Source organism: Alistipes sp., from assembly GCF_020026455.1.
Classification (GTDB): Bacteria; Bacteroidota; Bacteroidia; order Bacteroidales; family Rikenellaceae; genus Alistipes.
In genome coordinates this window covers 16,599-38,865 of the sequence record NZ_JAHHQJ010000003.1, presented here as the reverse complement: position 1 = coordinate 38,865, position 22,267 = coordinate 16,599, and the positions used below count along the sequence as shown (strand labels likewise).

Sequence of the window (22,267 nt, the reverse complement as noted above, 5' to 3'; positions counted from 1 at the left end):
GAATCTACCATTTGACAAAGAGGGTATTTGCCTGAAAATACCCTCTTCCTTATAATAAAATATATGTTACGTATCATGAATTCATACGGCCGCTTCCTGATTCCGGTTTGTCTGCTTGCGGGTATTCTGGGTTGTTCCGGATCGCGGATCCCGGAGAACGACGCTCCGGCGGGCGGACGTTTTGCGCTGGAGCGGGTGTCGGTCGGAGAGCAGGAAGGGTTGGACGGTTTTATGCGCGTGACCGATCTTTCCGAGCTGATCCTCACCTTTACGGCTCCGCTCAGGGAGGCTGCGATTCGGAAAAACATCGAGCTGGCAACGGAGCAGGGCAGCGTTGTCGACGCGGAGATCCTCTACGACGGGGGCCGGCAGGTCCGGCTCAAGGTATCGGGCGGCGTGAAATCCTTCTCGGCCTATCGGTTGAAGGTCGATTCCGGCCTGGAGTCCGCGGACGGGCAGAAGATCTTCACGGGAAAGGTCATCCGCATCACCACGGGGCTGCTGCCTTTTGACGAGTTCCCCCGGATTACGGATCAGGAGCTTTTGACCAAGGTCCAGTCCGCCTCGTTCAGCTATTTCTGGGAGGGTGCCGAACCCGACAGCGGAATGGCCCGGGAGCGCACCACCTCGGGGACGGTCGTCACGTCGGGCGGTACGGGATTCGGTGTCATGGCGATGTGCGTTGCGGCCCAGCGCGGGTTCGTGTCGCGCGAGCAGGCCTGCGAACGGGTGATGAAGATCGCCGATTTCCTGAAGAACAAGGCCGTGTCATATCACGGGGCATTTCCTCACTGGATTTACGGCGACACGGGTCTCACGAAGCCCTTTTCCGAGAACGACAACGGTGCCGATCTGGTCGAGACGGCCCTGCTTTTCCAGGGACTGCTGACCGCAAGGGCCTATTTCGATCGGGATTCGGCCGCGGAGCGTGAACTCCGGGCGGTGATTACCGATCTGTGGGAGGCCGTCGAGTGGTCGTTTTTTACCAGGGAGGGGAGCGAAAATGCCTTGTACTGGCACTGGAGCCCCGATAAGGCCTGGGCCATGAACATGAAGATCTGCGGATGGAACGAAGCCCTGATCGTCTATGTGCTGGCCGCCTCGTCGCCGACCCATCCCATCGACCGGAAGGTCTACGATGAGGGTTGGGCGCGGTCCGGAGCCATGAAGAACGGACGGAAATACTACGGCACGACCCTGCCTCTAGGCGAAGAGTTGGGAGGACCCCTGTTTTTTGCCCATTATTCGTTCCTGGGTCTCGATCCGCGCCGGATCCGGGATTCCTATGCCGACTATTGGGAGCAGGTCTGCGCCCACGCCCGGATCAATTACGAATATTGTGTGCTCAATCCCAAGGAATACGACGGCTACGGCCCCGATTGCTGGGGACTTACGGCCAGCGATATCAAGGACGGATATACGGCTTCGTCGCCGACCAACGACCGGGGAACGATCGCACCGACGGCCGCCCTGTCGTCGTTGCCCTATATGCCGGAGGAAGCCATGCGGGCGCTGCGGTTCTTCTACTACAAGTTGGGCGACCGCCTTTGGACCCGCTACGGATTTGTGGATGCCTTCAATCTGACGGAGGAGTGGTTCGACCGCGGCCAGCACATTGCCATAGATCAGGGCCCGATCGTGGTCATGATCGAGAATCATCGGACGGGGCTGTTGTGGAATACGTTCATGAAGGACGGCGACGTCCTGCGCGGTCTCGAACGTCTGGGATTCACCGTTGAAGACATAAATTAACTCTCTGTTGCGAATCATTATGAATAAATGCATTATCATGCTGGGGCTTGCGTTCCTGTGCGCCTCCTGTGCGGCGGGATCGTCCGACCGGCAGTCCATGGACGACTACATCTCGGACCTGATGGACCGGATGACCCTCGAGGAGAAACTCGGACAGCTCAATTTGCCGAGTGCCGGAGATTTCACGACGGGGCTGGCGAAGAACAGCGACATTGCGGACAAGATCCGTCGGGGCCTTGTCGGCGGACTGTTCAATATCAAGGGTGTGGACAAGGTCCGCGAGATGCAGACGATAGCCGTGCATAACAGCCGCCTGGGTATTCCGCTCATCTTCGGAATGGATGTGATCCACGGCTATGAGACCGTATTCCCGATTCCGCTGGGGCTGGCCTCGACGTGGGATATGGAACTGGTCGAACGATCCGCCCGGATCGCCGCCGTGGAGGCCAGTGCGTCGGGCATCTGCTGGACCTTCTCGCCGATGGTCGACATCTCGCGCGATCCCCGCTGGGGGCGTGTCGCGGAGGGCGTGGGGGAGGATCCCTGCCTGGCGAGTGCCATTTCCAAAGCCTTTGTCTACGGCTATCAGGGCCGCGATCCGGAGCACTATGCCACGGACGAGATCATGGCCTGCGTCAAGCACTTCGCCCTGTACGGGGCATCCGAAGCCGGACGCGACTACAACACGGTGGACATGAGCCTGCAACGGATGTACAACGAATATTTTCCGCCTTACAAAGCAGCCGTGGAGGCCGGTGTGGGGTCGGTCATGGCCTCCTTCAACGAGATCAACGGCATTCCCGCCACGGCCAACAAATGGCTGATGACCGACGTCCTGCGCGGAGAGTGGGGATTCGACGGATTCGTCGTGACGGACTATACGGGGATCAAGGAGATGGTTGACCACGGCATCGGCGATTTCAAGACCGTGTCGGCACGTTCGATCGAGGCCGGGGTCGATATGGACATGGTCAGCGAAGGCTTTGTCGGCACGTTGGGCGAGGCTTTGGCTAAGGGACGCGTCTCGCAGGAATCCATCGACCGGGCCTGCCGTCTGGTGCTGGAGGCCAAATACAAACTGGGCCTTTTCGACGATCCCTATCGTTACTGTAAGGTCGACTCGGCCCACAGCCCCGTTTTCTCGGAGGAGCATCTGGCCGAGGCCCGCAGAATCGCCGCGGAGTCGTTCGTGCTGCTGAAGAACGAGGGCGGACTGCTGCCCCTGAAGCGCAGGGGAACGATCGGAGTGGTCGGTCCTCTGGCGGCATCGCGCGAGAACATGAGCGGTACGTGGTGCGTGGCCGCGGACATGTCGAAGCCCAAGACGGTTCTGGAAGGGATCCGCGAGGCGGTCGGCGAGCAGGCTCGGGTGCTTTATGCGCGGGGAAGCAACATCACCTTCGATGAAACGCTGGAGAAGAACATCACGATGTTCGGGCGCGAGGTGCCCCGTGACGGACGTTCCGATCGGGCCATGCTGCAGGAGGCGCTGTCGGTGGCCGAGCGGTCGGACGTCGTGGTCGCGGTGCTGGGCGAGACGGCCGAGCGCAGCGGCGAGAGCAGCAGTTGCTCCTACATCGGCATTCCCGATGCCCAGCAGAGCCTGCTCAAGGCGCTGGTCGCAACCGGGAAACCGGTGGTGCTGGTGCTTTTGGCGGGGCGTCCGATGACGCTGGCCTGGGAGGCGGAACACGTGGGGGCGATTCTCAACGTCTGGTTCGGAGGCACCTGTGCGGCTTCGGCCATCGGCGATGTGCTGTTCGGTGCGGTGAATCCGTCGGGAAAACTCGCCTCGAGCTTCCCGCGCAATGTGGGGCAGATTCCGATCTACTACAACCACAAGAATACGGGGCGTCCGCATCGGGGCGATACCTTCCAGAAGTTCCAAAGCAACTATCTGGATGTCGCAACCACGCCGCTTTACCCCTTCGGCTACGGTCTGTCCTACACGACGTTCGAATACGGCGAGGTCCGCCTCTCGAAGCGGAGCCTCGAATCCGAAGACGATCGTCTGACGGCATCGGTGACCGTGCGCAATACGGGAAAATGTGCCGGAAAGGAGGTCGTGCAGCTCTATATCCGCGATCTGGTGGGGACGACGACCCGTCCCGTGAAGGAACTGAAGGGATTCCGGAAGATCCGCTTGGAGGCGGGCGAAACCCGTGAGGTGAGCTTCGAAATCGATGTCCCGATGCTGAAATACTACGACTACGAACTGAATCTTGTTGCCGAAAAGGGCGATTTCGAGGTGATGATCGGCGGATCGAGCGATCTGGCCGGGGGGCAGGTATTCACCTTGAACTAAAATCGGAACCATGAGAACTGTTTGGATTGTGGTTTTATCCCTCTTGGTCTGCTCGGGAGTCCGTGGTGCGAATCCCGAACTCAGATTCCGCCCTTCGGGCGAATTCAAAATCGTGCAGTTTACCGACGTGCACTTCCAGAGCGGTAATCCGGCGTCGGAAATTGCCCTGACCCGCATCGGCGAGGTCCTAGCGTGCGAACGTCCCGATCTGGTGGTCTTTACGGGCGATATCGTCTATAATGCACCCGCAGACCGGGGTTTGAAACGGGTCTTGGAGTGTGTGGCGGCCTGTCGCATTCCGTTCGTAGCTCTGTTCGGCAACCATGATGCGGAGCAGGGGATGTCGCGCGATCGGCTCTACGACGTGATGCGCTCGGTCGCCTGCAATATCCAGCCCGATCGGGGCGGAGAGGAGTCGCCCGACTATGCCTTGACGATCCGCTCTTCCGGAGGGCAATCCGACGCCTGCATTCTTTACTGCATGGATTCCAACGATTATTCCCACCTCAGGGATGTGAAGGGCTATGGCTGGTTCCGCTTTTCGCAGATCCGCTGGTATCTGGAGACGAGCCGTTCGTTCAAGGACCGGAACGGGGGACGGACGTTGCCGGCCCTGGCGTTTTTCCATATCCCGCTGCCCGAGTATAACCAGGCTTCGGCCGACGAGCAGACCGTGATGATCGGGACCCGCATGGAGCGGGCCTGCTCTGGGGCCTTGAACACGGGGATGTTTGCGGCAATGAAGGAGGCGGGGGATGTCATGGGGGTTTTCGTCGGCCATGACCACGACAACGACTATTCGGTGCTGTGGCACCATATTCTGCTGGCCTACGGACGCTATACGGGCGGCAATACCGAGTACAACCACCTGCCCAACGGCGCGCGCGTGATTCTGCTCAAGGAGGGGGAGCGGCGTTTCGAGACGTGGATCTGCGAGGCGGGAGGCCGCCGGGTGGATTTCAGCGTCTACCCCGACAGCTATGTCAAGGACGATTGGCGTAGGCGCAAGCCGGTCCAATAGTCGGTTCTGCAATCAATTGATGAAGATGTCCGGAGGCTGTTTTCCGCCTCTGGGCATTTTTGCTTCATGCCGCCGCCGGCTGCCAGCTGCCGGGTGCCGGGTGCTCTCCTTCCGAAACCGTCGGCCCTTGGGCTTCTGCCGGTATGCGCCGCGATCCGAAAGGGTGGTGCGGAGGTGCGGAGTATGGGCCGGGTATCCTGTGCAAGGGGTGTTTTTTCTCTGTCGGAAGAAGATTAATTGCAAATTATCGCAAAATAGCATAATTTTGCATAAAACCTTGCAGTTGACAAATTTCATGTTCGTTCCGATGAATATCCATACATATATCCATTATACCGATTGACATCATTAAAACAAAGCGAATGGATTCGGGCGGCTTGCCGATGCGCAGGTCCCTGTAAATCGGCAGCCCGGGGATCGGACAGTCGGGGACCGAATTCGCGTAGCGAGAGATGGATCAGCTCAATATGAACATAACGGACCGATTCGGAGACGAGTCCGAATTCAGGAAATTCTACGAAGCCCATAAAACGCGTTTCGAGAATTTCGCCTACGGCTATGTGCAGGATTCGTGTGTGGCCGAGGATATTGTCACCGATTCCTTCGTCTATTTCTGGGAGAACCGTGACCGGATTGAGGATCCCTCCAACCCCGCGGCATATGTGCTGACCACCGTCCGCCACAAAAGCCTCAACTACCTGCGTACCCTCAGATCCCGGGCCCGGATCCAAAACCGGATCAGCCAGCTGCAGCAGCAAATTCTCGACGAGAACATCCGCTCGTTGGAGCAATGCGACATCAGCCTCCTCTTCACCGACGAAATCCGCTCGCTGGTCAAGACGTGTGTCGACCGCATGCCGGAACTGACGCGTCAGGTGTTCTATGCCCGAAAACAGGAGTACCTCTCCTATCGGGAGATCGCCCAGCGTCTGAACATCACCGAACGACGCGTGGAAACCGAATTGGAAAAATCGATGCAACAGCTCCGAAAAGTGCTTCAGGATTACCTCCCGGCAGCGGCGCTAAACCTGATCTTCATGATTTTTTCATAAAAAAATCAAAAAAATAAGGATTTTGGCGGGAATCCGTCTTTGTGAAGTGCTATATAGGAAAAAGGACCGAAAAAGAACTTTTACCGACAGGCATGGATCAAGAGATTTTATACCGTTTTTTCCGAGGTGAAGCCGACATGGCGGAGCAGCAGGCCTTGATGGACTGGTTGGATGCCTCGCCCCGGAACCGCCGGCTGTTCGACCATGAACGCGCCGTTTACAATGCCCTGTTGCTGCACGGTCCCGAGCCACTGGTTGTCAGAAGGATCGGCATCTCGTGGCGAAAAATCTCCCGTTATGTCGTGGAGGCCGCAGCCGTCGTGCTGCTGGCCGTCGGTCTCGGTCGGGTATACGTCGCCCGCCAACAGGAAAACTGGCAGCATCTGACCACCCAAATCGCAGCCGGCGAAGGCCAGCGCATCCAGCTCACCCTGCAGGACGGTACGAAAGTGTGGCTCAACTCGGGGGCTTCGTTGGAATACCCCGCCCTGTTTACCGGCGACCTGCGTCGCGTGAGTCTGGAGGGTGAGGCGTTGTTCGATGTCACCAAAGACAGGCAGCGCCCCTTCATTGTCGACACCTACGCCTGTGAAGTGGAGGTGCTCGGCACCAAATTCAATGTGAATGCCAACCGGGAAGAGCAGACCTTCACGACGATGCTCATCGACGGCAGTGTGAAAGTCTCGTCGCACGGCAGCGACCAGCAGGTGATTCTCCGTCCCAACCAGCGCGTAAGGCTGCTCTCCGACGGTCTGCTGATGCTCTCCGAATCGAACGATGCCAACGAATATCTGTGGACCGAGGATTTGATCCAGATCTCCGACCACACGTTGCCGGAGATGCTGGAGCGACTGGAACTGTGCTACGGCGTGCAAATCGACGTGCGGCTGAAGGAGATTCCCGAACTGAAGGCCATGGGTAAGATCCGTATTTCGGACGGCTTGGAACACGCCCTGAGCATCCTGCAACACAACTGCAAGTTCAACTACACCTACAACCACGATACCAGACAACTCGTCATCTATTAGACCCGTAGACCCAACCGCCGCCTCACAACCAACAGATACTAACCTTTTAAAAACTTCAACTGCCCATGAGCTAAGACCAGCCTATCTTCCAACACTCCTTTGGTCGTTACCTCCCTGTTCGGATTTACAGCATATGAAAAAACATCCGGAACTGCGCCAACAGTTCCGGATGCAGGATAACGACGGATTCAAAAAATCAGCTTTGAGAATTAAATCATTTACCCTTCAATAACAAATATATGAAGAATAAAAATATCAAGCATAATAAAAGCTTGATAATCTCGCTCTTCTCTGCGCTTTTAGGCCTTTTGATGGTCCAAACCGCATGGGCACAGGCAGCCAGTGTCACCATTCACATGCGTCAGGTCACGATGTCGCAGGTCATGAGTGAAATAGAGAAACAAACCAAATACCTGTTCATCTACGATAAGGGTATTGGTGTCGACAAGATCACCACGACCGTAGATGTGACGGAAAGCACCGTGCCGGCAGCCTTGACGCAGATGGTCAACGGTACCGATATTAATTACGAAATCAACGGCTCGAACATCATCCTCAGCCTGCAGCAACAGGACAACTCCCGTTCGCGCACCGTGAAAGGTGTCGTGAAGGATTCCAAAGGTCAGGTCGTGATTGGGGCGGCTGTCCTGGTCAAGGGTACCACCATCGGTGTCACCACCGACGCCGACGGAGCCTACAGAATCGATGTGCCGGCCCCTGCCGGTCAGGCCGTACTTCAGGTCAACTACTTGGGCTATGAGCCGCTGGAGGTGGCGGTTGCCAACCGTTCGATGATCGATATCACGCTTCGGGAACAGGCCATGAACATGGATGCCGTCGTGGTGACGGCCCTGGGTATCAAGCGCGAGGAGAAATCGCTGACCTACAATGTCCAGGAAGTGGGCGGCGAACTGGTGAACACGGTGAAGGATGCCAACTTCATCAACGCACTGTCGGGTAAGGTCGCCGGTCTGCAGATTAACGCCAGCGCCTCGGGTGTCGGCGGTTCGTCGCGTGTCGTGATGCGAGGTGTGAAGTCCATCAGCGGCAACAACAATGCGCTCTACGTAATCGACGGTATTCCCATGCCCGACCTGCGTTCGGAGCAGACCGACGGCACGTTCGAAACCCCCGATGGCGGTGATTTCGAGGGTATCTCCAACCTGAACCCCGAGGATATCGAGTCGATGACCGTGCTGTCGGGTGCCACGGCTGCCGCCCTCTACGGTTCACAGGGTGCCAACGGTGTCATCGTCATCACCACCAAGAAAGGCGAGGAAGGCCGCGTGAGGGTCAACTACTCGAACAACACCACCTTCTCGTCGACCTTCGTGATGCCGGAGTTCCAGAACACCTATGGCACCGACCTCACATCTCCCTCGATGAGCTGGGGCACCAAGCTGGAGACCCCTTCGTCGTATGATCCCGAAGATTTCTTCCAGACCGGCTTCGAAGAGACCAACGCTCTTTCGATTTCGGGCGGTACGAAGATCAACCAGACCTATTTCTCGGCTGCGACCCTGAATTCGCGCGGTATTATCCCCAACAACGTCTACAACCGTTACAACTTCTCGGTTCGCAATACGACGATGCTCATCAAGGACAAGCTGACCATGGATTTGAGCGCGACCTACATGCGTCAGTACAAGCGCAACCCCCTGATTCAGGGTCTGTATCACAACCCCCTGATCCCCATCTATCTGTTCCCCCGCGGCGACGATATCGCCAGATACGAGGTCTACGAGCGTTACGACGCTACGGCCGGCTACATGAAGCAGTTCTGGCCGCTGGAGTTCATCACCGGCGTTGAGAACCCGTGGTGGGTCACCAACCGCCAGCTGTTCGAGAACACCGCACACCGTTATTCGTTCAACGCGACCCTGAAGTGGGACATCGCCGACTGGATTACGCTGACGGGACGTGTGCGTGCCGATAACATGGCGATGAACTACACCCGCAAGATCTACGCATCGTCGAACCGCCTGTTCGCATCGGAGTACGGTAACTTTCAGAACAACAAGATTCTCCACAACAACCTCTATGCCGATGCCCTGCTCTCGATCAACAAGAACTTCTGCAACGACAAACTCTCGCTGTCGGTGAATCTGGGTGCCAGCCTGCTGGACGACAAGAACGACGGTCAGGGTTTCGAGGGTCACCTCGCCACCCTTCCCAACAAGTTCTCCGTCACCAACATCAACATGAACCACTCGCAGACAATTCCCTATGCCGACCGCTACCACGACCAGCGTCAGGCCATCTATGCGACGGCACAGATCGGCTGGAACAGCATGTTGTTCCTCGACGTGACGGCGCGCAACGAGTGGGCTTCGCAGTTGGCCAACACGCCCGACACCAACATCTTCTATCCCTCGGTCGGTTTGTCGGCTGTCATCTCCTCCATGTGCGACACCGAGAAGATCGGCATCTCCTTCCTGAAGGTCCGCGCTTCGTACGCCGAGGTTGGCAATGCGCCTCAGCGTTTCATCACCGGAGTCAACACCCCCATTCAGACGGGCGGTATCGTCTCCTCGGACACCTACGCCCCGGCCGTGAACCTGACGCCCGAACGCACCAAGTCGTTTGAGGTGGGTCTGAACGCCAAATTCCTGAAGAACAAGATTTGGATGGACTTCACCTACTACAACACCAATACCTACAACCAGCTGTTCAGCTACGACGCTCCCCCTTCGTCGGGTTACAAGCGTGCCTTCATCAACGCCGGAAAGGTGAATAACTGGGGTATTGAGGCTGTATTGGGCTACAAGAACAAGTGGAACGACTTCCGCTGGTCGACCAACGTGAACTTCTCGATGAACCGCAACGAAATCAAGGAACTGGTGCCCGAAGGGACACGCGACGTGACCGGCAATCTGGTCAACATCTCGGAGGTCAACCGGGACTACGGCGGCTACCGCATGAAGATTCGCAAGGGCGGTTCGATCGGCGACTTCTATGTAACGGGTCTGAAAACCGACGACCAGGGCCAAATCTATGTTGATCCCAACACCAACACCGTTACCACCGATCCCAACACGTGGATCTACGGAGGCAATACCGAAGCCAAGTGCCGTCTGGGATGGAACAACCAGTTCTCCTACAAGGGGGTCAACCTGGGCATCCTGTTCGATGCGCGCATCGGCGGTCACGGAGCATCGGCCACACAGGCGTTGATGGACCGTTGGGGTGCATCGAAGGCTTCGGCCGAGGCTCGCGAGGACGGCGGAGTCTGGATTTCGGAGAACCAGAAGATTCCCGATGCCAAGGTCTTCTACGCAAACAGCGGCAACGGCATGTCGATGCTCTCGCATTATGTCTATGACATGACCAACGTGCGTCTGCGCGAGATGACCATCGGCTACGACCTGCCCTCGAAGTGGTTCAACGACAAGGTCGCAATGACGGTTTCTCTGGTCGGACGCAACCTGTGGATGATTTACAACAAGGCTCCGTTCGACCCCGAGGTGACTGCTTCGACCGGCACCTACTATCAGGGACTCGATTACTTCATGCAGCCCAGCACCCGCACCTTGGGCTTTAGTGTCAGACTCCAATTCTAAAACTTCAAGCATCAATGAAACGATATAATCCGATTTTGGGCTCGTTTGCCGCCTTGGCTCTTGCGGCCTGCACGGGCGACTTCGACTCCTTCAATACCAATCCTGACGCGGCGCAGACGATTGATAAGAAAACCTATATCACCACCATGCAGATGGATGCCGTCATTCCGTGCAGCGATGTGGGAGCCAACGCTTTCCAGCGGGCCTGCAACCTGATGGGTGATGCCTTCGGCGGTTATCTGTCGCCCATCCAGGCCTTCAACGGAGGCAGTTACACCTGCACCTACGACCTCGACGGTACGGACTACAACAATGTCCCCTTCTCGGTGGCTTTCACCAACGTGATGCCCGCATGGCTCAACCTGAAGTACGCCTACGCCAACAAGCAGATCACCGACGACACCTTTGCCGTGGCCGAGGTCCTGAAGGTGCTGTCCCTGCAGCGCACGACCGATATCTACGGTCCGCTGCCCGTATCGCACTTCGGCGAACCGAACAACCCCTACGAATCTCAGAAGGACATCTATACCAACCTGTTCAAGGATTTGAACGCGGCCATCGAGGTGCTGAAAACCTACACCTCCAATGCCGGAAATGCCCGTCCGCTGGAGAAGGTGGATTTGATTTACCAGGGCGAATATGCCAAGTGGCTGAAACTGGCCAACTCCGAGAAGCTCCGTATGGCGATGCGCATCCGTTTCGTGGAGCCCCAGCTGGCGAAGCAGTATGCCGAGGAGGCCGTTCGTGACGGTGTGATCGAGAACGTGGAGGACAACGCCCTGCTCAAGAGCCACGGGTCCATCCAGGTGTACAACCCGCTGGAGGAGGTGTGGAACGCCTACAAGGATACCCGTATGGGCGCTACCATCGATGCCTATATGAACGGTTATGAGGATCCGCGTCTGGCGGCTTTCTTCAAGCCTTGCAAGGACGGGCAGTATCACGGCGTACGCAGCGGTCTGAATGCGATGCTCACCGCCGACTACCAGGCTCTTTCGGTGCCCAATGTCGCCAAGGATACCCCCGTGGTCTGGCTGCTGGCTTCGGAGGTGGCTTTCCTGCGTGCCGAGGGCGCCATGCTCGGTTGGAACATGGGTGGCAACGACGAGACGTTCTACAAGCAGGGTGTACGCCTTTCGTTTGTGGAGAACGGTCTGTCGGCCGATGCTGCCAACAGCTACATGGACAGCGGAAAGCAGCCCGCGGCATTCAAGGACGCCTCTGCGGCCACTACCAAGTATGACGCACAGCAGCCTTCGACCGTCACGGCACAATGGAACGCCGGCGACAGCCCCGAGCTGAAGCTCGAGCGCATCATCACCCAGAAGTGGATCGCCATGTTCCCCAACGGACAGGAGGCATGGTCGGAGTTCCGCCGTACGGGCTATCCCCGGGTGATCCCCATCGTCAACAACATGAGTGGCGGCAAGGTCAGCACCTCGACGCAGGTGCGCCGCATGACTTTCCCCCGTTCGGAGTATGCCAACAACCTCGCGGGTGTCACCGAGGCGATCGGTCTGCTTGGCGGCATGGATTCCGGCAATACCAAACTTTGGTGGGACAAGAAATAATCAACCTAAAACAATCGACTCAAAATGAAAAGATTCATCAAATATATTCTGGCTGTCGTCATGGTGGGCGGCTCTCTAGTATCGTGCTCCGACTGGACCGAGAGCGAGCGGGAGATCACCCAACATCCTCACCAGCAGTCTCCCATTCTGCGCGATAATGCCTATTACCAGGCGTTGCGCGAGTACAAGAAGACCAAGCACAAGATTGCTTTCGGCTGGTACGGATCCTGGACGGCCGTGGGAGCTTCGTATCAGACCCGTCTGGTCAGCGCTCCTGACTCGATGGACATTATCTCGATCTGGAGCCAGTGGCACTCGCTCACTCCCGAGCAGATGGCCGATAAGGAGTTTGTGCAGAAGATCAAGGGAACGAAAGTGACCTATACCATCTTCTCGGACAAAATGCCGGAGCCGTTTCTGACGGAGATCGGTGGCGGAGAATATACCGACGAGGCGATCGAGGCCTATGCCAAGGCCTACTGCAAGGACTCGATGGACAAGTACAACTACGACGGTATCGACATCGACTACGAGCCGGGCTACGGAGCCAACGGACCGTTCGTGGGGCACGACAACGAACTGTTCACCAAACTGATTCTCGCCATGAGCAAGTATGTGGGGCCGAAGTCGGGCACGGGACGTCTGCTGATGATTGACGGAGTTCCTTTCGCGGCTTCGCGGGAGGTGACCGAGTGCTTCGATTACGGCATCGTGCAGGCTTACGCCTCCTCCGGCTACACGGACCTCCAGAGGCGCTTCGACAACGCGGCTGCCAAGGGCTGGAAACCGGAGCAATATATTTTTGCCGAAAACTTCGAGTCTTACTGGAAAACGGGAGGCGTCAATCACAAATGCCAGGACGGCACGGTGGTCGGTTCGCTGCTCGGTATGGCCCGTTTCAATCCCGAGCAAGGTTTCGGTGCCGGTTTCGGAGCATACCACATGGAGTATGAATACGCCAATACGTCGATGCCTTACAAGTACATGCGCGAGGCTATTCAGGACATGAACCCCGCCGGCGGAAGCATCGTGGTGGCGCTTTCGCCCGCATCGGTGGTCAAACATGCGCTGGTGCTCAACAGCGATGGTTCGGTCGACGGTTCGATCGACGATCGGATCTGTCTGAAATTCTCGCGTCCGGTCTCCTTTGAAGCCTCTTTCGCCCTGAGCGTGGACAACTCGCTTGTCGGGAAGTTCAACCTCAAGAACGGCACCGACTACAACGAATACGATGCCTCCAAAGTATCGCTGAAAGAGATCACGGTTCGGGAAGGCATGCTGCATTCGGACGAGGTTCCCGTGGAAGTGGACCTCCGGGGCATCACCTCGGGTGAGTTCCTGATTCCCGTTGTCGTCGATTCCCCCGAGAATATGAATCTGGTGGTGAGAGAGCCGCTGGTACACTACCTGCTTATCAGCGTCAAGGGCATGGACATCAATGTCGGGGCTACGGCTTTGACGGGAGAGAAGATTGCCCCCACTCTGGCCTGGACCGTCGATTTCTACCGGGGACAGAACTCTTCGGGTGATCCGGGTATTCTCAACATCAACGACGAGAAGAAGGCGTGGATGTTCGACGGTTCCGTCGATGATTCCAAATACCTGTATTCGTCGAGTCGTGCGTGGGGCCGCAACGGTGGTAACTTCATCATCGGCATGGACAAGATTTACGACGTTTCGGGCTTTAGATGGCATATGCCCAGCAGTGTCAGCGATGCCGAGCCCGATTGCATCGAGTTTGTCTACAGCACCGACGGCGAAGAGTGGGTGAGCCTTACGAACGGCGTTCGCTTCAAGCCCACGGTGGATAACGCGCGATGGAAGATCTTCCAGTTCACGAAGAGTGTCAAGGCAAAGTATCTCCGCGTATTTGTGGCTCCGCACTCCACAAGTAAAAAAGTCTGCATGGATGAATTCGAGGTCTATGCCCCTTCCAAATAACTTTAATTCGTAAAAGAGATGAAACTGCATAAATTGTTGACCCCGCTGATGTTGATGACTGCCGTATTGACGGGTTGCCAGGATTCGGCAGATACATATCCTGCATTGTACATGACTGACGCGCAGGTGCGTCCCGATCGCTCGATGACCATCGATGAACTGCCTGCCAAGGCCTCCTTCACCGTATCGTCGTCGGTCGTTGTCGACCATGCCGTCAATGTCGAATTGGCCGTGTGCCCCGAATTGCTCGAAGGCTACAATGCCCAATACGGCAAGAACTATCAGCTGCCGCCCCTGGAGAGCTTCAGCCTCAGTACCAACGAAGCCAGCATCCTGGCCGGTTACAGCACTTCTTCGGAGGTGGTATTCTCGCTCAACTCGATGGATGCCTTCAAGGAGGGAGTCACCTACTGCGTGCCCATCAGCATCAAGTCGGTGTCGGGGTCGCTCAGCATACTCGAGCCCAGCCGCACCCTCTTTCTGGTGCTCAAGACCCCTGTGATCAGCAAGGCCATCTATCTGGGCGGATCGAACATCTACAACGTGGCGAAGTTCCAGGAAAATTCGGATCTCTCGGCCCTCAAGGAGTTGACGCTGGAGACGCGCGTCTATGTGAAGAACTTCCAGCCGTATGACCCCTACATCAGCTCGATCATGGGTATCGAGGGTGAGTGCGGAGTCCGTTTCGGCGATGTGAAGATCCCCAACAACTGCCTGCAGATCTGCCACGGCGACTACCAGCCCGCAGCTGCCGACAAACCCTTCGCAACCGACACTTGGTATCATGTGGCTGCCGTATGGACCGGCTCGAGCTGGGACATCTACATCGACGGACAGTATGCCACCGGTGTGGCCACGCAGGGTGAGACGATCAATCTCACCAGCGACAACTCGGGCGGGTTCTACCTTGGAGCTTCTTATGGCGGCGGACGTCCTCTCGATGGCTATGTTGCCGAGTGCCGCGTATGGACCCGTGCCCTCTCGCAGTCGGAGATCGCCAACAACATGAACTATGTCGATCCCGCATCGGATGGTCTGTTGGCCTACTGGCGCATGAACGAGTGGGAGGTTGCTGCAGGCGGCAACCGCGTCAAGGACCTCACCGGTCACGGATACGATGCCATCGGCGGTAGCTCTCAGCCGCAGATGATCGATACGAAGTGGATGTAATTCCGCCTCTGAATGTTTCCAATCCGTGGAGTCGCAAGATTCCACGGATTTTTTTGCGCTTGCAGCTCTCCCTGTTGCTGTTCCAGCTGCGAGGATTGGGGCATGCCGTCCCGCAAATCGGCGGATGATCGCTGCGGCGGCAAGCGTCTGCAATCGGAAACGGCGGTTGGGGATGTGTTTTCTGGAAATTTTTTTCTACTTTTGAACCTTACATTGTTCGACTATGTCCAGCGAAGCGGAAATCCGGAAACGTAAAATCTACCGCGTGACCTTTGTGGGGTTCGTGGTCAACCTGGTGTTGTCTGTGCTGAAACTTGCCGCCGGAATCGTCGGGCGGAGCGGGGCGATGGTGGCCGATGCCGTCCACTCGTTCTCCGATCTGGCGACCGATGTGGTGGTGATCGCCTTTGCGCGGATCTCCGCCAAGCCCCGCGACGACGGCCACGATTACGGCCACGGGAAGTACGAAACCCTTGCCACGATCATCATAAGCCTTGCACTGGGGATCGTCGGGGGAGGGATTCTCGCCGGCAGCATCCGCGACATCCGTATCGTGGTCGACGGCGGGTTGCTGCCCCGGCCGGGGCTGGTGGCCCTCGTGGCGGCCGGGGTGTCGATCCTCATCAAGGAGATGCTCTACCGCTACACGGTCCGTGAAGGCCGCGCGGTTGACAGTCCGAGTGTCGTGGCCAATGCCTGGCACCACCGCAGCGATGCCCTGTCGTCGCTGGGGACGCTCGTCGGCATCGCCTGTGCCTATTTCCTGGGCCAGGAGTGGCGTATCGCCGATCCCATCGCTGCGCTCGTTGTGGCGGTGTTCATCTTCAAGGTGGCCTTCGATCTGGTCCGCACGGGATTGAACGAACTGCTGGAGCGTTCGCTCCCGGCCGATGTGGAGGAGGAGATTCTGCGCATTGTGACGGCCGATCCCGAGGTATGCCGGCCGCACAACCTGCGGACCCGACGTATCGGGGCTGCGATCGCCATCGAAGTGCATGTCCGGATGGACGGGGCGATGACCGTGGCGCGCTCCCACGCCCTGACGGTCGAGATCGAACGCCGCCTGCGTGCCCGCTTCGGCGAGGGTACGATGATCGCCATCCACGTGGAGCCGCTGAAATAGCGGGGCACGGCCGGGCAGAATTTCAACGGTTGTTTTTGGCGGTTCGCCGGACGAGGGGATTCCCTTTTGTCCGCCTGCGGGGTATTTCTGGCATGGATTTTGTCTGTTCCGGGCTGAAAAAATTTGTGCCGGGATATTGCCGGCGGAGTAGAAAAATTTGGTATTTCCGGAAAAAGTACTTACCTTGCAACACAAAGCCTCCGGAAACTCCGATGTTTCGCAAGGCCCGAACAAAACGGATTGTAACGACTTCAGACAACTAATAAAAAGGATCGCCTATCGGGAAAGAAATCTACTCTTAGTAACTAAAATTTGAGAAACAAGAGTATGAACGTGCAAGTATTAAGTGACCAGGTATTGCTTAATCACTACCTTTCAGGTGACCGTAGCGCCATTTCGGAGCTCATCGAACGCCATAGCCGTCGCGTACGGGATTACATCGGCATGATGGTCAAGGACCGTGACGTGGCCGATGATATTTTCCAGGAGACGTTTATCAAAGCCGTTCGCGTGATCGATGACGGCCGTTATACCGATAACGGGAAGTTCCTTTCGTGGATTCTGCGCATCGCGCACAACCAGGTGATCGACCATTTCCGGGCACAGCGGCAGAACAAATCGGTGAGCGAGGCCGAGGCCGGCTACGACGTGCTCGGGACGCTGAAGTTGGCCGAGCGTACGGTTGAGGATTCGATGGTCTGCGACCAGATCGAACGCGACGTGCGGGCGCTGGTCGAACTGTTGCCCGCCGAGCAGAGAGAGGTGGTCATCATGCGTTACTTTTCGGGATTGAGCTTCAAGGAGATCGCCGAGCAGACCGATGTGAGCATCAATACGGCACTGGGACGCATGCGCTATGCGCTGATCAACCTGAGGCGGATGATTAAAGAAAAAAATCTGATCTTGAGTTGAGCCTCGCACAATATTCCCCGGGTGGGTTGCGTTATATAGACGCAAGCTAAAACTAAAGCCTATGGAGGAAATTGACAAAAACGAGGTTTCAAACAACGGCATCTCCGAGGACGAAGACCTAATGATGCGGGAGGTGATACAAGGTGACGCGGATTTGTACTATCTGCACCACTATCTCTCGGAGGTCTTCCGAAAAGGGGATAATTTTTAAGGGTTAATTTTTGATGGGGAAGGGCGCCGTGAGGCGCCCTTCATTTTTCGGATGTTCGGGGGCTTCTGAGGGTGCGTTTCCGAAATTGCGTCGTCGCGACCTCCGGAGGGGCCGATTTTCGGCCGGGGCAAGCGCCTCCGGCCGCAGCTGGAAGACGATGATTTCGGCCCTGTAAGTTTCAGGGCAGGGCTTTTCGAATTTTTTGGAGCGGTGTGAGATATATGATACATATATTTTTGTGTTTTATGTCCAATTTTGCACCGATAATTGTCTGAAATGGCGAAGGGAAGAGACTTTTGAACCAGTTTGGACAGGTGCAAACACGAATCAATTTGTGTGTCTATGAATATGAATAAGAAGATCCTTCCGGTACTTCTTTTGGCCGTGTGCTGCTGGGCCGGAGCATCGGCGCAGCAGGTGGCCGTGAAGACCAATCTGCTCTACTGGATTGCCACAACTCCGAACATCGGAGCCGAACTGGCCGTCAGCAAACACTCCACGCTGGGCTTTACAGCCAACTACAATCCCTGGACCATCGGTTCCGACAATAAGATCCAGCATTGGTTCATCCGCCCCGAGTATCGCTACTGGGTGACCGAGAAGTACACGCGCCTGTTTTTCGGGGTGCACGCCATCGGCGGCAAGTTCGAGGTCGGCGGCTTCAAACTCCCGTTTATCGGCGACCGGATATTGAAGGGCTTGCAGACCAACTATTACAAAGGTTCGTTCGTCGGCGCGGGCATCAGCATCGGTTACCAGTTTTACGTCAGCCCCCACTGGAATCTCGAACTTTCGGCCGGCGCCGGACTGGCCCGCCTGAGCTATCATACCGAGCCGGTCAACGGCCCGAAGCCCAAGTCTTACGTCGACACCAAGCGCTTCCTGCCGATTCCCACCGAGATTGGTGTGACGTTCGTCTACCTGTTCAACTCCAAGAAATAAAACGACACGTCCCATGAAAAAATACTGCTTTCTCTTCGTATTTCTCGTTGCGGCGCTTTCGCTCCGCGCCCAGATCGTGGGTGATATCGCCGTGACGCGCAAGGTGCTGGCCGAACGCGGCGGCGAGCTGCACATGGTGCTGGAAATATCGGTGTCGCGCAATGCCGTGACCCGCTCGCAGAGCTGGGCGATCCTGCCCGAGCTGAGCACTCCCGACCGCAAGTCGGTGAAACTCTTTCCCCACATCCTCATCAACGGCCGCTATCAGCAGCACATGCAGGAGCGCCGCCGCCGTCTCAGCGGAGCCTACTGGGCCGAGCGGCAACCCTACATGACGATCAATGCCGACAAGGAGACCGATCAGGTATTCCGTTATGAGATGAAGGTGCCCTATGAAAGTTGGATGGCCGATGCCTCGCTGGTACTGCGTCAGGTGCAGACCTCGCCTGGAGGCATCAAGCGGGTCTTTACGGTCGATGTGAACGGTGCGGTGGACGTTTCCCGCAACTAAAAGCCTGCCCGGATGATGAAACAACGCGAATGGATGGGGTATGCGGCGGCAATCTTTGCCGTGGGTGCATTCCTGACCGGGTGCGGCAATATCCGCAAACTGGCCAAGAGCGATCCCGAAGTCGGGGTAAGCCTCCCGGCCCGGTCGACGCAGAACCCCGTGGTGCAGGCCGCCGATACGGCCAGCACCCAAAAGGTTATTACCTTCCGCAAGCAGGACGGTACGGAACTTTTCATTACACCCGTGGACGTCGATTCGCTGTCGGGTGAGAAGATGATGTCGGTGTCCATCGACGAGGTGGTCATTTCGGCCTCGCACCTCCGCAACCTGGTGGAGCGCAACGGCAAGATCAACGTAGACTTCATTGTGTCGGTTCCGCAGGAGTTGCAGGACCGAAACTGGCAGTTGGTCGTCGATCCGCAGCTGCGCAAGGGGACGGACACGCTGGTGTTCGATCCGCTGGTCTACAGCGGCAACCGCTTCAGGACGATGCAGCAGCGCGAATATGCACGTTATGAGAATTACCTCGGGCGGATCGTCGACAGCGCGGATTACTTCGAGTGCTTCGGTGATCTGAAGGGGTATTCCCGCTATATGGACCGTGTGGCGGAGCAGCGGATGAAGTATGCCGATGCCGAAGTCCGTCTGGACCGGATGACGCCCGAGGAGGCGATGTTCGACAGCGAAGTGGGGTGGACGACTCCCGGGAAACGCCGTCGGCTGCATACCCGGCTGCGCCGCTACGTCATGACGACCGACCGCAAGGTGCGGGACCGGATCAGCTACACCCCGGACGCCGACAATAAGTTTGACCATTTGAACGACTATTTTGCACCGCGCTACCGGCATGCTTACACGGGTGACGACGTGCTGCCCGGCGGCGGGATCTATACCCGTGTACAGGGTGAATATCCGGTCGACGGGGGGCGTGAGCGCGAGGCTTACATCCGTTCGCTGGCGGAGACTCCCGGGCGTGTTTACGGCGAGGTCTATACGGCCGACGATGCCAAGGTCCGTTCGCTGGCTGACCGGCGGCTCGCCCATACGGGGCTGCGCCGCCCGAAGATCGAAGGACTGCTGCGCGAAACCGGAGACAGCGCCGCCCGGGAGCAATACCGTATCCGCAGGGAGTATGTCGCCGACCGTCTGGCGGAACTGAATGCCCTTGATACGGCGGAGGTGCGGCGCAGCATGCTCAGCGAGGGAGATCTGCGGCGCAATAACGAGCGGGCGGCAAATAGCCCTGCTGCCTACGCGCGCCTGGTGCGCCATCCCTATTATGGCAATGCACGGCTCGACACGGTGATCTACCGGCCCGACGGGCGGATCGACTATTACTATACCGAGCAGGTGCAGGCCGACGAGAATACGTCGAAACTCTATCTCAACCTGGCCGGTAAAGTCGAAGACCGGAGCGGGCGCAGCCACCGGATCACCCGGTCGGATACGCTGACCTACAATGTGGCTTCGATGACCACGTTCCTCGATGAAACGACGCGCTACATGCAGCGCATCGTGCTGCGCGACGCCGAGGCCAATGCGCGTTTCTTCTTCACCTTCCCGTCGGGCAAGGCGACCCTTGTGGATACGCTGACCGTCAATCGCCGTCAGATCGCCGCCGTGCGTTCGCTGACGCGCGACCTGATGACCGATCCGGTCTACATCATCGACAGCATCACGCTCCGCGCCACGGCTTCGCCCGAAGGAAGCTGGCAGATAAACGAGCGCCTGGCCCGGGAACGTGCCGAGGCGCTGCGTCGGGTGCTCGTGTCGGAGTTCCGCACACTGTACGACTCGCTCAAGGTCTCGGGCAGCTATACGCTCGACGAGAACGGACGGCAGGTGCTCGACACGTCCGCCGATGAGCAGCTTCCCGATCTGCCGAACCTGCTGCGCACGAAGTGGCTGGCCGAGGACTGGGACGAACTCTATCGGTTGACAGCTGCCGACACGCTGATAGCCAATAAGCAGGAGGTACTCGACATGATGAAGTGGGAGGGGAATCCCGATAACCGCGAATGGCGTATCCGGGCGAAATATCCCAAGTCTTACGAGTATATGCGCCGGGTGATCTATCCGCAGATGCGCGCCGTGGATTTCCGCTTCAACCTCCACCGTCGCGGCATGCAGCAGGACACGGTCTACACGACCGAGGTCGATACCGAGTACATGCGCGCCGTGGAGTTGCTCAAGAAGCGGCGCTATGAGGAGGCGCTCACGATCCTGCGTCCCTACGAGGACCGCAATACGGCGCTGGCCTACATGTCGCTGGGCTACGATGCCGCGGCATACCGCATTCTGCGCGCCGAGCCGAATGCCGGTTCGACACCCGACATCCAGTACATGCTGGCCATCCTCGCGTCGCGTCTGGGCGATGAGGAGCAGGCTGTGCAATATTTCCTGCACTCGGTGGAACTGCGCGAGAGCCTGAAATTCCGCGGCAATCTCGATCCCGAGATCTCCCGCCTGATCCGCAAATACGGGTTGTTCCGGGAGGATTTCGAATAGAGTACGCCGGAGTTACGAAACCCGGGATGCTTCCGCAAGTGGGGCATCCCGGGTTTTTCGTTGGCAGATGTGTCAGCGGGTGCTGCTCAGGCAGTGGTGGGCGTTGCGGAGCTGGAGGGCCAGCGAGAAGGCCGTGATGCCGGCCAGGAGCAGCGTGATGCCGACCCAGACGATAACGGCCGTCGTGCCGATGACCAGCGGCTGAAACAGAATCCACAGCGAGCAGAGCAGCAGGAGGATGCCCGTGAAGATGGTCCAGCCCGAACCGGCGATCTCCAGGGCGTTCATGTCGCCGCCCAGCCCGATGGCGCTGAAGCCACGCATCATCAGCCAGAAGCCCAGGAAGACGGGCAGCGTGGCGGCCGAAAGCCCGACGTTGAAGATCAGGATGATGCCGAGGATGATCTCGATGATCCCTCCGGCCATCATCCAGCCGCGGCCCGTGATGAAGTGTTTGTTGGCCGAGGAGAGCACGACTTCCAGGATGCCCGAAATCAGCATCAGCCATCCGAAGACGAGCGACATGCCCAGGTAGCTTTGGGCCGGGTAGACGAAAATCAGCACTCCGACAGCGACGAGTGCGATGCCGATGAGCAGCAGCAGCCACCAGTAGCGGACGGCCTGTTTCGAGTTTTCGATCAGAGCGGAAAAATTGTTCAT

General features: G+C 57.6%; 16 protein-coding genes. 15 read left to right on the top strand and 1 reads right to left on the bottom strand.

Annotation, left to right across the window (positions count from 1 at the left end; all coding sequences use genetic code 11):
* The first annotated feature begins 63 nt into the window (after positions 1-63).
* The 15 genes from QZ460_RS02350 to QZ460_RS02280 all read left to right on the top strand — a co-directional run bounded on the left by QZ460_RS02350 (position 64) and on the right by QZ460_RS02280 (position 21,607).
* Positions 64-1,752, top strand: a complete 1,689-nt coding sequence (locus tag QZ460_RS02350) for a glucoamylase family protein (protein WP_290539984.1) — start codon at positions 64-66, stop codon at positions 1,750-1,752.
* Between the two features lie 37 nt (positions 1,753-1,789).
* Positions 1,790-4,057 (top strand): beta-glucosidase BglX, encoded by a 2,268-nt coding sequence (bglX, locus tag QZ460_RS02345; protein ID WP_290540125.1) that lies wholly within the window; start codon positions 1,790-1,792, stop codon positions 4,055-4,057.
* 10 nt (positions 4,058-4,067) lie between these two features.
* Positions 4,068-5,078, top strand: a complete 1,011-nt coding sequence (locus QZ460_RS02340) for a metallophosphoesterase family protein (RefSeq protein WP_290539983.1) — start codon at positions 4,068-4,070, stop codon at positions 5,076-5,078.
* A 452-nt stretch (positions 5,079-5,530) separates the two neighbouring features.
* A complete protein-coding gene (locus QZ460_RS02335) occupies positions 5,531-6,130 on the top strand; it encodes an RNA polymerase sigma-70 factor (protein WP_290539982.1) in 600 nt (199 codons plus the stop codon).
* A 92-nt stretch (positions 6,131-6,222) separates the two neighbouring features.
* Positions 6,223-7,158, top strand: a complete 936-nt coding sequence (locus QZ460_RS02330) for a FecR family protein (protein WP_290539981.1) — start codon at positions 6,223-6,225, stop codon at positions 7,156-7,158.
* Between the two features lie 239 nt (positions 7,159-7,397).
* Complete coding sequence (locus tag QZ460_RS02325) at positions 7,398-10,718, top strand: SusC/RagA family TonB-linked outer membrane protein (RefSeq protein ID WP_290539980.1); 3,321 nt, start codon at positions 7,398-7,400, stop codon at positions 10,716-10,718.
* Between the two features lie 14 nt (positions 10,719-10,732).
* Positions 10,733-12,289 carry a SusD/RagB family nutrient-binding outer membrane lipoprotein gene (locus tag QZ460_RS02320; RefSeq protein ID WP_290539979.1) on the top strand — a complete coding sequence of 519 codons (1,557 nt, stop codon included), beginning with the start codon at positions 10,733-10,735 and terminating at the stop codon, positions 12,287-12,289.
* Positions 12,290-12,313: 24 nt separating this feature from the next.
* Positions 12,314-14,230 carry a glycoside hydrolase family 18 gene (locus tag QZ460_RS02315; RefSeq protein WP_290539978.1) on the top strand — a complete coding sequence of 639 codons (1,917 nt, stop codon included), beginning with the start codon at positions 12,314-12,316 and terminating at the stop codon, positions 14,228-14,230.
* Positions 14,231-14,248: 18 nt separating this feature from the next.
* Positions 14,249-15,400, top strand: coding sequence for a DUF1735 and LamG domain-containing protein (locus QZ460_RS02310; protein WP_290539977.1), 1,152 nt, complete (start codon positions 14,249-14,251; stop codon positions 15,398-15,400).
* Between the two features lie 223 nt (positions 15,401-15,623).
* The gene (locus QZ460_RS02305; RefSeq protein WP_290539976.1) at positions 15,624-16,523 is read left to right on the top strand and encodes a cation diffusion facilitator family transporter; all 900 of its coding nucleotides are present in this window, start codon (positions 15,624-15,626) and stop codon (positions 16,521-16,523) included.
* 327 nt (positions 16,524-16,850) lie between these two features.
* The gene (locus QZ460_RS02300) at positions 16,851-17,435 is read left to right on the top strand and encodes a sigma-70 family RNA polymerase sigma factor (protein WP_290539975.1); all 585 of its coding nucleotides are present in this window, start codon (positions 16,851-16,853) and stop codon (positions 17,433-17,435) included.
* A gap of 61 nt (positions 17,436-17,496) precedes the next feature.
* Positions 17,497-17,646: a hypothetical protein gene (locus QZ460_RS02295; protein WP_290539974.1), complete on the top strand. Its 150-nt coding sequence runs from the start codon at positions 17,497-17,499 to the stop codon at positions 17,644-17,646.
* A 348-nt stretch (positions 17,647-17,994) separates the two neighbouring features.
* The gene (locus QZ460_RS02290) at positions 17,995-18,588 is read left to right on the top strand and encodes a DUF3575 domain-containing protein (RefSeq protein ID WP_290539973.1); all 594 of its coding nucleotides are present in this window, start codon (positions 17,995-17,997) and stop codon (positions 18,586-18,588) included.
* A 13-nt stretch (positions 18,589-18,601) separates the two neighbouring features.
* Positions 18,602-19,099, top strand: coding sequence for a DUF3868 domain-containing protein (locus QZ460_RS02285; protein WP_290539972.1), 498 nt, complete (start codon positions 18,602-18,604; stop codon positions 19,097-19,099).
* 12 nt (positions 19,100-19,111) lie between these two features.
* The gene (locus QZ460_RS02280; protein ID WP_290539971.1) at positions 19,112-21,607 is read left to right on the top strand and encodes a hypothetical protein; all 2,496 of its coding nucleotides are present in this window, start codon (positions 19,112-19,114) and stop codon (positions 21,605-21,607) included.
* Between the two features lie 72 nt (positions 21,608-21,679).
* On the opposite strand, the gene QZ460_RS02275 is transcribed toward QZ460_RS02280, so the two are convergent.
* Positions 21,680-22,267, bottom strand: coding sequence for an HdeD family acid-resistance protein (locus QZ460_RS02275; protein ID WP_290539970.1), 588 nt, complete (start codon positions 22,265-22,267; stop codon positions 21,680-21,682).

Bases quoted from the DNA above. Each gene is read 5' to 3' on its own strand.
- QZ460_RS02350 (WP_290539984.1), top strand. From the start codon at position 64: ATGTTACGTATCATGAATTCATACGGCCGCTTCCTGATTCCGGTTTGT.
- bglX (WP_290540125.1), top strand. From the start codon at position 1,790: ATGCTGGGGCTTGCGTTCCTGTGCGCCTCCTGTGCGGCGGGATCGTCC.
- QZ460_RS02340 (WP_290539983.1), top strand. From the start codon at position 4,068: ATGAGAACTGTTTGGATTGTGGTTTTATCCCTCTTGGTCTGCTCGGGA.
- QZ460_RS02335 (WP_290539982.1), top strand. From the start codon at position 5,531: ATGGATCAGCTCAATATGAACATAACGGACCGATTCGGAGACGAGTCC.
- QZ460_RS02330 (WP_290539981.1), top strand. From the start codon at position 6,223: ATGGATCAAGAGATTTTATACCGTTTTTTCCGAGGTGAAGCCGACATG.
- QZ460_RS02325 (WP_290539980.1), top strand. From the start codon at position 7,398: ATGAAGAATAAAAATATCAAGCATAATAAAAGCTTGATAATCTCGCTC.
- QZ460_RS02320 (WP_290539979.1), top strand. From the start codon at position 10,733: ATGAAACGATATAATCCGATTTTGGGCTCGTTTGCCGCCTTGGCTCTT.
- QZ460_RS02315 (WP_290539978.1), top strand. From the start codon at position 12,314: ATGAAAAGATTCATCAAATATATTCTGGCTGTCGTCATGGTGGGCGGC.
- QZ460_RS02310 (WP_290539977.1), top strand. From the start codon at position 14,249: ATGAAACTGCATAAATTGTTGACCCCGCTGATGTTGATGACTGCCGTA.
- QZ460_RS02305 (WP_290539976.1), top strand. From the start codon at position 15,624: ATGTCCAGCGAAGCGGAAATCCGGAAACGTAAAATCTACCGCGTGACC.
- QZ460_RS02300 (WP_290539975.1), top strand. From the start codon at position 16,851: ATGAACGTGCAAGTATTAAGTGACCAGGTATTGCTTAATCACTACCTT.
- QZ460_RS02295 (WP_290539974.1), top strand. From the start codon at position 17,497: ATGGAGGAAATTGACAAAAACGAGGTTTCAAACAACGGCATCTCCGAG.
- QZ460_RS02290 (WP_290539973.1), top strand. From the start codon at position 17,995: ATGAATAAGAAGATCCTTCCGGTACTTCTTTTGGCCGTGTGCTGCTGG.
- QZ460_RS02285 (WP_290539972.1), top strand. From the start codon at position 18,602: ATGAAAAAATACTGCTTTCTCTTCGTATTTCTCGTTGCGGCGCTTTCG.
- QZ460_RS02280 (WP_290539971.1), top strand. From the start codon at position 19,112: ATGATGAAACAACGCGAATGGATGGGGTATGCGGCGGCAATCTTTGCC.
- QZ460_RS02275 (WP_290539970.1), bottom strand. From the start codon at position 22,267: ATGAACAATTTTTCCGCTCTGATCGAAAACTCGAAACAGGCCGTCCGC.